Below are 12,679 nucleotides of genomic sequence, written 5' to 3'. Positions count from 1 at the left end.
GTAGCAGGGCGCGAGCGAAGGCAACAGAGGAATTACAGCGCCCGCGCCATCATGACGTGGGGGATGCCGACCGAGTCGAACTCATCGCCATAGGGCTGAAAGCCAAGCCGGGCGTAGAACGGCAGCGCCGAGGTTTGCGCCCCGAGGATCACGCGGCCGATCCCGCCCATCTTGCGTAGCTCATCCAGCCCCGCCTGCATCAGCGCCAGCCCCAGCCCGGTGCCGCGCATTTCCCGCAGCACGCAGACCCGCCCGATCTTGCCGGTGGCGCCCTCGCGCATCACCCGCGCCGTGCCCACCGCGCGCGCGCCAAGCCTCGCCAGAAGGTGCCGCGCCTGCGCATCATGCTCATCGTTTTCCACCTCGGCGGGCACCCCTTGCTCGGCGACGAAGATCTCCATCCGCAGCGCAAGGCAAGTGGCGAAATCCTCGGTCACGGCAATACGGAGGTCCGCCATCACAGCGGGCATGTCATCCGGCGATGCGGCACACCGCCGTCATCGAACTCCGGCCCCTCCGCCGCAAAGCCGAGCCCCTCGTAAAACCCCATCGCCCGCACCTGCGCATCCAGCACCGCCCGTGCCGCGCCCCGCTCGCGCAGCAGGTCCATCCCTGCCCGCACGATCCTTGCCCCCAGCCCGGTCCCCCGCGCCCGGCGCACAACACAGATCCGCCCGATCCGCCCCTCGTCCACAAACACCCGCGCCGTCCCCACCGGCTCGCCCCGCTCGCAGGCCAGCAGGTGAATCGCGGCATCATCCTTGCCGTCGAATTCCTCGGTTTCCGAAAATCCCTGCTCGCCCATGAAGACCTCGCGTCGCAGCGCAAAACAGGCATCGAGGTCGCGGGTAGGGGTGATGGTGAGGGTCATCTTGTATCTCTGAGCCTGTCCGCCAGCCGGGCGAAGAGGTTCATCCTTTCATGCAGCACGGCAATGACTTGCGGCACCTTGCCCGCCGCAGCAAGCCAGAAAACAACATGCCGACCGACGCGGCAGGATCGCAGGCCGGGCGCGATATCGTCGAACCTGCGGAACGGCCCAAGGGCGAGGCGCGAGAAACATCCCTGCAATTCGGCATGATAGGCCTGGGCCTGTGCCTCGCTCCAGGTTCGTGCGGTATACTGCCAGATCTCCACCACATCGGCCTCGGCCGAGACGGTCAGATCATAGGCCGCCATCAGCCTGCCATGCCGGCCTTCGCCTTGGCGGCGATCTCGTCCATCGTGAGGTCAGAGAATTCTCCGCGCCGGGCCTCTTCGATCCGCGGCATCAACACCGCCCGCAACGCATCCAGCGCCTCTTCCTCACTCATACCGTCGCCACCCTCATCCCCCAACGTCCGGCTCATCACGAAATCCTTGATCGACTGCCCCCTCAGGGCGGCAATCGCCTTCAGCTTCCGGTGCTCTTCTACGGTGATATCAATCGAGAGTCTGGGCATGATCTCTATCTAGCGCCGCCCGCCCCACAAAACAACATTTGTGCGAATGTGGGTCACGCCTGCGCGAAGTAATCCACCAGCATCCGGCCGTAGATCTCCTTGAGCCGCCCGATCTGTTCCACCCGCACCCGCTCGTCGACCTGGTGCATCCGGTGGCCCACCAGCCCGAACTCCACCACCGGGCAGTGGCTCTTCACGAACCGCGCGTCACTGGTCCCGCCCGTGGTGCTCGGCTCCGGCGCGCGGCCCGTCACCGCCTCCACCGCCCCGCTCACCAGCGCCGAAAGCGGCCCCGGCGGGGTCAGGAAGGCCTCGCCGCTGACCTTCACGGTCAGCCCCACGTCCACGCCGAACTCCTCGGCCACCCTGTCGCCCTCGGCCTTCAGCCACTCGGTCAGGCTCTCGCCGCTGTGCTCGTCATTGAAGCGGATGTTCGCAGTGGCCCGCGCCAGAGCGGGGATCACGTTGGTGGCGGTATTGCCCACGTCAATGGTGGTGAGCGCCAGCGTCGAGGCGTCGAAATGCTCGGTGCCCATGTCGAGCTGGCGGCTGGCCAGCCGGTCGCAGAGCCGCGCCATGGCCGCCACCGGGTTGATCGCGCGATGCGGATAGGCGCTGTGCCCCTGCTTGCCGCGCAGCACGTAATGGGCGTTCATCGAGCCGCGCCGCCCGATCTTCATCATGTCGCCCATCTGCTCCAGCGAGGTCGGCTCACCAACGATGCAGACATCCATCCGCTCACCATTCTCGGCCATCCAGTCCAGCAACGCCGTGGTGCCGTCCAGCGCGTCGGCCTCCTCGTCGCCGGTGATCGCCAGCACCACCGAACCCTCGGGCGGGGTCGCCTGCACAAAGTCGATGGCCGCGGCGACAAAGGCCGCCACGCCGCTCTTCATGTCGGTCGCGCCCCGGCCATAGAGCCAGCCGTCCTCTTCCTCGGCGCCGAAGGGCGGATGGGTCCAGGCCGCCTCGTCGCCGACCGGCACCACATCGGTATGGCCGTTGAAGCCGAAGGCCCGGCCATTGCCCACCCGGCCCCAGCGGGCGAAGAGGTTGGCAATCCCGCCCCGGTCGACCCGGGTGCAGGCAAAGCCCGCCGCGCTCAGCATCTCTTCCAGCAGCACCAGCGCGCCGCCCTCCTCGGGCGTCACGGAAGGGCAGCGCACGAGGGCGCGGGTCAACTCTACAGGATCGGTCGTCATGGCGGGCACTCCTTTTGCCGCAGAAATACCCGCTCGCCCCGCGCCGCGCCACCCGTAGGGCGGGACTTGTCCCGCCGCACCGAGAAGCCCGCTGTTGCACCGCCCCCACAGCCCGCCGCACCCGCGCCGAAATGTGCTGACAACCCGCCGAAATCATGGCAATTTTCTGCAAAACGATACAATCGACCCGAGGCAGGGCGAAGAGCAGCGGCAGGCAAGACGGGAAAATCCCGCGGCCCACCACCCCCCAAACGGACCGGCCCCGCGCCGTGCCGCCTTCTCATGCCGAAGGTCCGTCGAGGACAGAAGAGCATGGTTGCGGCATCAGAACTCTCGATCAACACCAACGCCAACGCGACGGCCATGGCCAACGCGATCTTCGGCGACAGCGTTCAGGTTGTCAGCGCCAGCTACTCGGGCGACAACGCCTCTTCCGGCATCTACAGCGGCGGCGACTCGACCTCGCCGGGGGTGGTGCCGGGCGACAGCGGCGTGATCCTCTCGACCGGGCGGGCGAGCGACTTCACCAACTCCTCGGGCCAGGCCAACCAGGACACGAACACCTCCACCAACATGAACTCCGGCTGGTTCAACTCCGACCCGCCCGACAGCGACTTCGAGGCGGTCGCAGGCGCAAACACCTACGACGCCGCCTACCTTGATGTCACCTTCGTCCCCGAGGGCGACGTCATGACGATGCAGTTCGTGTTCTCGTCGGAGGAATACCCCGAGTACTCCAACTCGATCTACAACGACGTCTTCGCCGTCTGGGTCAACGGCCAGTATGTCGAGCTCGAGGTCGGCAACGGCAACACCGCCGTGACCAACGTGAACGACGGCGACAACTCCAACCTCTACGTCGACAACACGACCGATGACTACAACACCGAGATGGACGGGTTCACCATCACCATGACCCTGACCATGCCGGTCAACGCGGGGGTGCAGAACTCGATCCGCATCGGCATCGCCGACACCTCCGACAGCTCCTACGATTCCAACGTGCTCATCGCCGGAGACTCGATCCAGACAGACCTTGTGGCCATGACCGACGAAGTCACCATGGGCACCAACTTCACCAAGACCATCGACGTGCTCGGCAACGACATCTCGACCGGCGGCACCATGTCCATCACCCATATCAACGGGGTGGCGGTCACGGCCGGGCAGAGCGTGACGCTGAAGACCGGGCAGACCATCAAGCTCAACGCCGACGGCACCCTCGATGTCACCACCGATGGCGACGACGAAGAGGTGAACTTCACCTACAAGATCAGCGACGGGCAGGGCCACACCGACACCGGCTTCATCAAGCTCGACCAGGTGCCCTGCTTCGTCTCCGGCACCCTCATCGCCACGCCCTCCGGCGAGGTGCCCGTCGAGAGCCTCGCGCCCGGCGACCTCGTGCTCACCCATGATGACGGCCCCCAGCCGCTGCGCTGGATCGGCCGCCGCGCCGTGCCCGCCCTCGGCGCCATGGCTCCCATCCACATCCGCGCCAACACCTTCGGCGCCCACCGCGCCCTCACCATCTCGCCGCTCCACCGGCTGATGATCCGCGATCCACTGGCCGAGCTGATGTTCGGCGACGGCGAAGTGCTTGTGGCCGCAAAGGAGCTGGTCAACGGCAGCTCCGTCACGCGGCTCGAAGGCGGCGAGGTCGAATATGTCCACCTGCTCTTCGACCGCCATCAGGTGGTCTTCTCCGAGGGCCTGCCAACCGAAAGCTTCCTGCCCGGCGGCCAGATGCAGCACAGCTTCGAGGCCGAGATCGTCGAGGAAATCTGCGCCATCTTCCCCGAGCTGAACCCCGAAACCGGCGAAGGCTATGGCCCGGCGGCGCGGCGGATGCTCTCTGGCTACGAGGCGCGGCTCTGGGCCGCCGAGGCGCTGCGGGCGGCCTGAGCGCCGCCCTCACGCCTTCACTACTCCGGCGCGAGCCTCATCAGCACCTCAAGGTCGATCCCCCGCAACACACTGGGAATTTGCGCAAAGGTCAGCAGGGCCGTCAGCAGCGACACCGCCACCCCGCTGTAGAAGATCACCGAGGCCGCATCGTAGTTCTGCGCCAGAACCGGCTGCAGAAACCACAGGCACGCCGGCAGCAGGGCCGCCGGCAGCGCAAGCAGCAGCATCGCCACCGCAATCCCGCACCCCTTGTTCACCCCGTAGACCGCATAGAAGGACGGGATGTTGCCCACAACGAGCTCGCCCTTCTCCTCCGGCGCATAGTGCATCCCACGCCGCGTGTAGATCATGATCGAGATGCTGCAGAACGCGAGGATCCAGGGCGCGAACATGATGGCATCGCGCAGCTGCAACGCCGTCGAGATCACCGGGATCTTCACCGAGGTCGTCTCACCGCCTTGAAGCAGGTCGAGCTCGGCCTTCCGCACCAGCGCCTGATCAAGGAACACCCCGGTCTGCGCCAGCGTCAGAGCCGCACGCCGCCGCTTTTCGGCCCGCGCCACCGCACTGTTCACATCCCCCTGCGCCCCATCGACCGCGCCCTGCCCCGACTTCACCCATGCGGTCCAGGCCTTCTCGGCCGCCACGCGCCGCGCCCGCCCCGCATCGCTCTGCGCAACCTCCACCGCCCCGGCAAACTCCGCCGCCATATCCTCTCGCGGGCGCCCGGCCTCCAGCGCCTCCTGATGGCGCTTCAGCACCGCCGTCCAACTCTGCAGATCAAGGCTCGCAAGCCAGAGGTAGCGCACCGCATCCTCCATCCGCAGCCCCTCCACGCTTGCCGCCGTCAGGTAGGTGCCCGCCTCATGCTCCGCCAGCAGCAGGCTGGGCTCCCCCTCGATGAACACGCTCACCCCCTCCAGCGCGTCATTCAGCAGGAACATCGACTTCATGTAGGTCAGCACCGGCTGGATGGCCTGCCGGTCCTCCGCCGCAAGATCGGGCATCAAGGCACCGTAATTCGCCGCAATCCACTCCACCCGCGCCAGCGCCTCGCTGCGGGCCTGCCGTATCGTCTCGATCCCCTTCGCCTCGCCGGCATAGCCCGGCATCAGGTAGATCGCCGTGCGCAGGTCGGTTGAGACGGCGGCCGCAATGTCCTCAAGCTGGGAATAGACCGCAACGCGCTCGTCGGTCCGGGCCGCCTCCCGCCGCAGCGCCCTGTAATCCACCAGCGCCGTGATCAGGATAATCGCCGTCACGACCCAGGCCATGACGAAGAACGCATTGGCTTTCGCAAAGCCGGATTCTGCCGCCTGAATACGGGTCACGGCCCCCTCCTCAACCAAATACCGGGCAAAGCCCCGCTAAAATACCTGCCCCAAGCCTACCACGCCGCCGCCCCCGGCCCGGCGTGAATTCAGCCGCGCCAACGCGCCCAAAGCATGAAAAATGGTCCACCCCAAAGCCAGCCCCGCAGGCCGGCTGCACGCCCGTTCGGCCATCCCGCACTCAGGCTCTGCCAAAACCCCACCCTGCCAGCAAACCATTGCGAGCAGGCCCGCAAACGAAGATGCTCCAGCCATGGCAGCGGAAATCGAGTTCTCTTTCAAGGCCCTGACGCCCACGGCGCAACGGCACATCCGGGTGTTTCAGGTCCACCAGTTCCTCGACCGCTTCGCCATGGGGCTGACGGTCGCCGTCGTCGCGCTCGCGCTGACAGACCGCGGCATGGACCTGTTCCAGATCTCGCTTCTCTTCGGGGTCTACTCCCTGACGACCATGACACTGGAGCTGCCCTTCGGCGGGCTGGCCGACACCATCGGGCGCAAACCGGTCTTCCTCGCCGCGGTCATCGCCAGCCTGATATCGCTTGCGCTCTTCCTGTCATCGAGCCACTTCGGCGTTCTGGCCCTGTCCTTCGCCTTCATCGGGTTCGGGCGCGCCCTGCGCTCGGGCACGCTCGATGCATGGTTCGTCGAAACCTTCAGAACCGCCGCGCCGAATGTCGATGTGCAACCCGCGCTCGCAAAGGCGCAATGGGCCAACGCCATGGGCCTCGCCATCGGGGCCATCTTGGGCGGCCTCCTGCCGGACGCATTCGGCGCAATGGGCACGGCCTATGGCATCAGCGTCTACGACGTCTCCTACGCCGCGAGCTTCGCCGTAATGCTCGCCGTCCTGCTCTACACCCTGCTTTTCATCGCCGAAAACCAGCCCCCGCTCAAACCGAAAGCCCTGAAAAACGGCTTCACCAACGTCCCCTCGGTGGTCGCCGAGGCCAGCGTTCTCGCCCTGAAGCACCCGATGCTCTCCATGCTTCTGGCAGCCCTCGCCCTGTTCCTTATGGCCACAAACCCGGTCGAGGTGATCTGGCCGACCTACGCAAAGCCCATGCTGGACGACGCCTATGCCAACACCGCCATCGGCGCCCTGACCGCAGCCTACTTCTTCTCCATCGCCCTCGGAGCTTCCCTCTCCGCCCGCATCAGCCGGCTGTTCAGGCGCCGCCACGCCGTGACCCTCGCGGCACTCTTCGCCTCTCTCGCGGTGGTTCAGATCGCCCTCGCGGTGCAGCAAGGCATCCTCGGCTTCATCTTCGTCTTCGTACTGTACTCCATCGCTCTCGGAGCAAGCGAGACACCCGCAAGCAGCATCCTGCATCGCTGCGTCGAAGATCGTCAGAGGTCCACCATGCTGTCGCTACGCTCCCTGATCCAGCAGTTGGGCGCGGCACTGGGTCTGGTCATGGCTGGCGCCATCGCCGAGATCTACTCCACATCCATCGCATGGAGCGTCGGGGCAGTCTTTCTGCTCTTGGCAATGGCATTGGCCCTGATCCTGGCCAAAAGGCTCTCCGCCGACGCCGACTAGCCGTCACACCGGCAATGTGCGGCGTCCGCCACGCCGGGCCAGCAGCGGCCATAGCCCTGTCAGCCCGGTCTCCATGTGCAGATGCGCCGCGCAGGCCCCCGGCTCAGTTGCCCAGCGCCGTCGCCAGCGACTTGTTCGGCGCAGCCCGCTTCTTGGCCCCCGAACCGCTCGACTGCACGGAAGCCGTGCTCTCCTTGCGGCCCGTCACCGAGTTCACACCCCGGCTCGCCGCGGCCTCCTGCTCGCGCTGGGCCTTCAGCCTGGCAAAGTCACGGCGATGCGCGTCCTCGGGCGTGTAGCCAAACCACATGCGAATCCGCGTCCACAGGCTCGGCTGCTTGCGCTGGATGGTGATCGTCTTGTCGCCCCCCACCCGGCTGGTGGTCTTGGTCGACTTGATGAGATTGCCCGCAGCACGCCCGCTGCCTGCGGCAAGGCGGGTCTCCGGCTCGTCGTCCTCCAGCGCGGCATAGTCCTCGCCCGCCGGGTTCATCGCCGTATCCACCGCCCGCATGCCAACGTACTGCATATAGCCAATGCCGCCCATCACGGCGAGCACCACGACCATCAGGATAATTCGAACAACTGCCATCTGTTGCCTGCCTTTCGCTTCTTCCGGGCACCCCGCCCGGCCACGTAACCCCACGTCCGGCCGGCATCACGCCCGGCCTCCGCATTGCTCTCTCTCGCACTTCGCACCCCGCAGCCGGCTCACTCGCCGACGCGCAGCACCTTTCTCTGTGCAACCGGCGGCTGGTAGGCCGGCGGCGGCGTCTCCTTCTCCCGGCGCACCGTGCGAACATCGCCGGTGGCCGTGGTGCGCGGCGTATAGCTGCCCGCACCCGTTGTGCTTCCGGCCCCGGATCCCTGGATCAACCGGCGGCCTGCCGTGGCGGAGCCACCCACCTGCGGCAGCCCCTGCGCCTGCGGCAGCCGCGAGGTCACGACACCCCCTGCCGGAGCGCCCTCCATCTGCGGCCCGCGCGGAACGATCGGCTGCTCGGCACGCTCGCCCAGCGCCAGCTCCGCAAGGTATCCCGGCTCGGTGACAAACTTGTAGCCAAGCCACGCCGCACCCAGCATGGCCGCCACCAACAGCCCGTTGACCACCCATTTGATCGCGGCAATCGACTCTTTCATGGGTGCACACGGCCCTCACTAAACCTCCCCGCAATCTGCACGCGAAAGCGGGGCACAAATGGGGCAGCGCAGCGGCAATGCTGCGAAATCCTGGTTAATAGCGGTGGTGTTGGCGGTATTGTCGGCGGCGGCTCAAAGCCCCGGCACGTAGCCATGCCCGGCCAACCAGAGCGCCAGCGCCATCAGCGCCACCAGCGCGCCCGAGGCCCCCAGCGCCACCCGGACAGAGGTGCGATGGTCCGAATCCTCCCAGCGCCGCGGCCGGATGCCCTTGGCCACGAACACCACCTGCGCCGCGAGGTTGATCGCCACGATGTTGGTCACAACCGTCGCCAGCGCCCGCAGCGCGCCCGGAATGTCCCAGATCCCCACCAGCAGGCCAAAGGCCGCCAGCGGCGGCAGCAGCGCGGCCGCCACCATCACGCCCACCAGCCCTGTGGTCTGCCCGCCCGCAAGCATCAGCGCCGCCGCCGCGCCGCCCGCCAGCGGCAGGGCCACGGTCTGCAGCGAAAGCACGCCGGAGAAATCCATCATCGAGGTGTCAGGGTAGGAGCCGGGCAGGATGAGCCCCAGCACAATGCCCACCCCCGTCGCCACCGCCAGCCCGGCGCCCAGCGCCCGCGCCGCCACGCCCAGCAACGAGAAGTTGCCCAGCGCCGTCGCAAAGGCAAAGGCCATGATCGGCCCGAGCAAGGGCGCAATCACCATCGCCCCGATCACCACCGCCACCTGCCCCTGGCTCAGCCCGATCGCCGCCACCAGCGCGGCCAGCGCCGTCATCACCAGATAGTCCATCGTCAGCGCCGTGCCCTGCCGCACATCGCGGTAGATCTCCTCGCGGGCGCTCACGGTCTCCTTCTGCGCCAGCCGGTTCTCTTCTTCCTCGTCGTCCAGCTCCGGCAGGCTGGCCTCGGTCGGCAGGCTGAACAGCCGCCAGCCCTCCTGCCCTTCCAGCGCCTCGCTGATCGCGTCCATCACGTCCTGCGCATCGGCCTTGAACAGCGCCACATACAGGCTCTGCCGCCCCTCGTCCTTGTCGTAGGGCAGCCGCCACCACTGGTCCGGCGGCATCTCCTTCAGGCAGTCGGCCACGGCGTCGATCTGCTCGACCTTGCCGATCACCTGGATGAGGCGGTCCGCCATCAGGCTTCGCCACCCTCATGGGTGCTCTCGTCGTAAAACGGGGTCATCTGCGCCACGATCACGGCATTCTCCGCCGCCGCCCGCGCCATCAGCTCGCGCTCGTCGGCGTCGATCTCATGGCCCTGCGCCTCGCGGTCGGCACTGGTGCCATAGCCGGTCACATCCAGCGGCGCCAACTCGGCCTGCTTCAGGATAGCGACGGTCTCGCGCACCGCCTCGGCTTCGTCCACGCCCGAGGCATAGCACATCAGCGCCGCCCCCTTGGCGCCCTCGGGCAGCCCGTCGCCCGGCTTGCGGCCAACTTCCACCAGCAGCGTGTAAACCTGCTGCACCTTCTTTTCCTTGCCGCCCGCCATGGCATATCCTCCTGCAAGTGCTAGGTGTTCTGGCCAGCGGATGAAGTCAAGCCGGACCAACGGGGAGTATGCGCAATGAAACGGGTCAAGGACATGGTGGCCGAGGCCAATGCAAAGGTCGCCCACGCCCCCGCCGCCGACCTGCGCGCCCTGCTCGACGCGCCCGATGTCACCTTCGTCGATCTCCGCGACCCCCGCGAACTCGACCGCGAAGGCATGATCCCCGGCGCCTTCCACTGCCCCCGCGGCATGCTCGAATTCTGGATCGACCCCGAGTCCCCCTACGCCAAGCCCCAATTCCAGACCGGCAACCGCTTCGTCTTCTACTGCGCCTCCGGCTGGCGCTCCGCCCTCTCCGCGCAGACGGCGCAGGAGATGGGCCTCCAGAATGTCAGCCATGTGTCCGATGGGTTCTCCGGCTGGAAGGCGGCAGGCGGCCCTGTGGCAGAGCGCCCGAACAAGACCGCCTGATCTTCATCTTGGTCCAAATATCTCCGGGGGTGTGGGGGCAGCGCCCCACTCTGTCCGCGCAACCGGGTGTCAGCTTCTGCGGGCAATGGCACGAAAGCCGAAGATCAGCAGGCAGGCGCCCAGGATCCCGACGACGAGCTGCGGCACGATCCGCTCGGCGGCGTAGATGCCGATGAGCTGAAGCAGCACGTTCAGCACAAGCGCCCCGACGATGCCCAGCACGATGTTGGTGATCAGCCCGGTGTCGGCCTTCATGATCATGCTGGCAATCCAGCCCGCAAGTCCGCCAATGATGATCGAGAGCAATAGTCCGAGACCCATGGGCCCATCCTTTCGGTTCAAGAAACTGTTACCGCCCCAACCCGCCAGAAGCCCCACTGGTTCCCCGCCGCCGCGCCGGGCGGCCGCCGGTCCTCAGGCCACGTCCACCCAGGGCACCATTACCGCGCTCTGCCCGATCTCCTTGGGCAACCATTCGAAATAGGGGTCCCATTCGCCCGGCGCGCAGCGCTCCATCACATGCCGGATGCCGGCAAGGATCGGCCCCCGCAGCGGCTCCGGCGCATCGAGCAGCCGCGCCGCGTGGTGCATCCAGCGAAAGGTCGTCTGGTCGTGCGCGCCATTGTGGTGGATGTCGTCGAGCACCAGCAGCGCGATGCAGGGCAGCCAGATGTCGCCGCTGTCCGGGTCATGCCCGGTAAGCTCCACAACCTCCGCCGGATACCAGCGCTGCTCCCCCGACATCCGGCAACCCTCGCTGTCGAGCACCGCCCGCAACGCCGCGCCATGGCGCGTCGCCTCCATCCCGTAATCGGCATTCGCCACCGCCTCGACGTTGCCGCGCAGCCGCCTCGCCACCTCCACCAGCGGCGGGATCACCCGCTCCGTCGGCAGGCTCGTCACCAGCTCCGGCAGCGCGCTGTCGAGGTCGTGCCTGGCATCCACCACATGAAGCCCCCGCACCAGGGCCGCCCGCCGCGCCCCCGGCTGGCTCCGATACGGCAGAAGGCCCGGCTGCGTTCCAATCTGCCCATGCACCGCATCGCCCACCAGCAGCGCCATCGCGTAGCCCGCCAGCTCGGCATCCGCGCCCAGCGCCACCTCGTGGAGCACGTCGTAGCGCGGCAGGTAGTCAGTGTCGCAGGCAAGCTGAAGGTCGTCCTCCAGCGGCACCGCCCGCAGCGCCTCAGGCCCCCGTGCCTCCACCGCAGGCCGGGCCGCAAGGGCAGCGGCCCGCAGGTCATGCAGGGCCTGCCGCTGCGGCCAGTCCGAAAAGCCGATCACGCCGCAGCCTGGGTGAACCCCACCCCCCTAGTCGCGCAGCAGCTCATTGATCCCGGTCTTCGAACGGGTCTTCGCATCCACCCGCTTCACGATGACGGCGCAATAGAGGTTGATCCCGTTCTTGCTCGGCATCGAGCCCGAAACCACCACCGAATAGGGCGGCACCTCGCCATACATCACCTCGCCGGACTCCCGGTCGACGATCTTGGTGCTCTGCCCGATGTACACACCCATCCCCAGCACCGAGCCCTCGCGGATGATGCAGCCTTCCACCACCTCCGAGCGCGCCCCGATGAAGCAGTTATCCTCGATGATCGTCGGCCCCGCCTGCATCGGCTCCAGCACCCCGCCAATGCCCACGCCGCCGCTCAGGTGCACGCCCTTGCCGATCTGCGCGCAGGAGCCGACCGTGGCCCATGTGTCCACCATCGTGCCCTCGTCGACATAGGCCCCGAGGTTCACGAAAGACGGCATCAGCACCACGCCCGGCGCGATATAGGCAGACTTGCGCACAATCGCATTCGGCACCGCCCGGAAGCCGGCCGCCCGCCACTGGTTGTCGCCCCAACCCTTGAACTTGCTGTCCACCTTGTCCCACCAGCCGGAGCCCTGCGGCCCGCCCGACTGCTCTTCCATATCCTTGATCCGGAACCCCAGCAGCACCGCCTTCTTGGCCCACTGGTTCACATGCCAGCTGCCATCGTCCTGCTTCTCCGCCACCCGCAGGCTGCCCCCGTCCAGCGCGGCCAGCGTGTCCTCGATCGCCTCGCGGGTCTCGCCCGTGGTGGCGGGGGTGATCGCATCACGACCCTCCCATGCGGCTTCGATGGCGGCTTCAAGCTGGGCGTTCGACATGGGG

16 protein-coding genes are annotated in these 12,679 nt (G+C 67.1%); 3 read left to right on the top strand and 13 right to left on the bottom strand.

The window, feature by feature from the left end; all coding sequences use genetic code 11:
• Nucleotides 1–32: 32 nt before the first annotated feature.
• From GTH22_RS17975 to dapE, 5 genes are read right to left on the bottom strand one after another with little or no spacing between them, the layout of a single operon-like run.
• Nucleotides 33–458 (bottom strand): GNAT family N-acetyltransferase, encoded by a 426-nt coding sequence (locus GTH22_RS17975; protein WP_252946967.1) that lies wholly within the window; start codon nucleotides 456–458, stop codon nucleotides 33–35.
• Complete coding sequence (locus GTH22_RS17970; protein WP_252946966.1) at nucleotides 458–871, bottom strand: GNAT family N-acetyltransferase; 414 nt, start codon at nucleotides 869–871, stop codon at nucleotides 458–460. The genes GTH22_RS17975 and GTH22_RS17970 overlap by 1 nt, the downstream gene beginning before the upstream one ends.
• A complete protein-coding gene (locus tag GTH22_RS17965) occupies nucleotides 868–1,179 on the bottom strand; it encodes a type II toxin-antitoxin system RelE/ParE family toxin (protein WP_252946965.1) in 312 nt (103 codons plus the stop codon). Before GTH22_RS17965 ends, GTH22_RS17970 begins: the two co-directional genes overlap by 4 nt.
• Nucleotides 1,179–1,442: a hypothetical protein gene (locus GTH22_RS17960; RefSeq protein WP_252946964.1), complete on the bottom strand. Its 264-nt coding sequence runs from the start codon at nucleotides 1,440–1,442 to the stop codon at nucleotides 1,179–1,181. The genes GTH22_RS17965 and GTH22_RS17960 overlap by 1 nt, the downstream gene beginning before the upstream one ends.
• A 53-nt stretch (nucleotides 1,443–1,495) precedes the next feature.
• On the bottom strand, nucleotides 1,496–2,644 hold the full coding sequence (gene dapE / locus GTH22_RS17955) for a succinyl-diaminopimelate desuccinylase (protein ID WP_252946963.1): 1,149 nt from the start codon (nucleotides 2,642–2,644) through the stop codon (nucleotides 1,496–1,498).
• Nucleotides 2,645–2,956: 312 nt separating this feature from the next.
• On the opposite strand from dapE, the gene GTH22_RS17950 reads away from it, so the two are divergent.
• Nucleotides 2,957–4,549: a Hint domain-containing protein gene (locus GTH22_RS17950; RefSeq protein ID WP_252946962.1), complete on the top strand. Its 1,593-nt coding sequence runs from the start codon at nucleotides 2,957–2,959 to the stop codon at nucleotides 4,547–4,549.
• 20 nt (nucleotides 4,550–4,569) lie between these two features.
• Here the strand turns inward: GTH22_RS17950 and GTH22_RS17945 are convergent, their stop codons facing one another.
• On the bottom strand, nucleotides 4,570–5,883 hold the full coding sequence (locus GTH22_RS17945; RefSeq protein ID WP_252946961.1) for a hypothetical protein: 1,314 nt from the start codon (nucleotides 5,881–5,883) through the stop codon (nucleotides 4,570–4,572).
• A 253-nt stretch (nucleotides 5,884–6,136) separates the two neighbouring features.
• Here GTH22_RS17945 and GTH22_RS17940 point away from each other — a divergent pair, with 253 nt between their 5' ends.
• Nucleotides 6,137–7,426: an MFS transporter gene (locus GTH22_RS17940; RefSeq protein ID WP_252946960.1), complete on the top strand. Its 1,290-nt coding sequence runs from the start codon at nucleotides 6,137–6,139 to the stop codon at nucleotides 7,424–7,426.
• Between the two features lie 103 nt (nucleotides 7,427–7,529).
• Here GTH22_RS17940 and GTH22_RS17935 read toward each other — a convergent pair whose 3' ends face one another.
• The 4 genes from GTH22_RS17935 to GTH22_RS17920 form a co-directional block, all read right to left on the bottom strand.
• On the bottom strand, nucleotides 7,530–8,018 hold the full coding sequence (locus tag GTH22_RS17935; protein ID WP_252946959.1) for a hypothetical protein: 489 nt from the start codon (nucleotides 8,016–8,018) through the stop codon (nucleotides 7,530–7,532).
• Nucleotides 8,019–8,137: 119 nt separating this feature from the next.
• Entirely contained in the window at nucleotides 8,138–8,566 is a 429-nt protein-coding gene (locus GTH22_RS17930; protein WP_252946958.1) for a hypothetical protein, read from the bottom strand.
• 132 nt (nucleotides 8,567–8,698) lie between these two features.
• Complete coding sequence (locus GTH22_RS17925) at nucleotides 8,699–9,709, bottom strand: TIGR00341 family protein (RefSeq protein ID WP_252946957.1); 1,011 nt, start codon at nucleotides 9,707–9,709, stop codon at nucleotides 8,699–8,701.
• The gene (locus GTH22_RS17920; protein ID WP_252946956.1) at nucleotides 9,709–10,065 is read right to left on the bottom strand and encodes a hypothetical protein; all 357 of its coding nucleotides are present in this window, start codon (nucleotides 10,063–10,065) and stop codon (nucleotides 9,709–9,711) included. The genes GTH22_RS17925 and GTH22_RS17920 overlap by 1 nt, the downstream gene beginning before the upstream one ends.
• A 75-nt stretch (nucleotides 10,066–10,140) precedes the next feature.
• Between GTH22_RS17920 and GTH22_RS17915 the strand changes: the two genes are divergently transcribed.
• The gene (locus GTH22_RS17915) at nucleotides 10,141–10,536 is read left to right on the top strand and encodes a rhodanese-like domain-containing protein (RefSeq protein ID WP_252946955.1); all 396 of its coding nucleotides are present in this window, start codon (nucleotides 10,141–10,143) and stop codon (nucleotides 10,534–10,536) included.
• A gap of 69 nt (nucleotides 10,537–10,605) precedes the next feature.
• Here GTH22_RS17915 and GTH22_RS17910 read toward each other — a convergent pair whose 3' ends face one another.
• From GTH22_RS17910 to dapD, 3 genes are all read right to left on the bottom strand, one after another.
• Complete coding sequence (locus GTH22_RS17910; protein ID WP_252946954.1) at nucleotides 10,606–10,857, bottom strand: GlsB/YeaQ/YmgE family stress response membrane protein; 252 nt, start codon at nucleotides 10,855–10,857, stop codon at nucleotides 10,606–10,608.
• 93 nt (nucleotides 10,858–10,950) lie between these two features.
• Nucleotides 10,951–11,820, bottom strand: a complete 870-nt coding sequence (locus GTH22_RS17905) for a hypothetical protein (protein WP_252946953.1) — start codon at nucleotides 11,818–11,820, stop codon at nucleotides 10,951–10,953.
• Nucleotides 11,821–11,847: 27 nt separating this feature from the next.
• Nucleotides 11,848–12,675, bottom strand: a complete 828-nt coding sequence (gene dapD / locus GTH22_RS17900) for a 2,3,4,5-tetrahydropyridine-2,6-dicarboxylate N-succinyltransferase (RefSeq protein ID WP_252946952.1) — start codon at nucleotides 12,673–12,675, stop codon at nucleotides 11,848–11,850.
• Nucleotides 12,676–12,679 lie beyond the last annotated feature (4 nt).

The organism is Oceanicola sp. 502str15, assembly GCF_024105635.1.
GTDB lineage: Bacteria > Pseudomonadota > Alphaproteobacteria > Rhodobacterales > Rhodobacteraceae > Vannielia.
The sequence above is the reverse complement of the archived record's forward strand: the minus strand, read 5'-3'. Positions and strand labels throughout refer to the sequence as shown.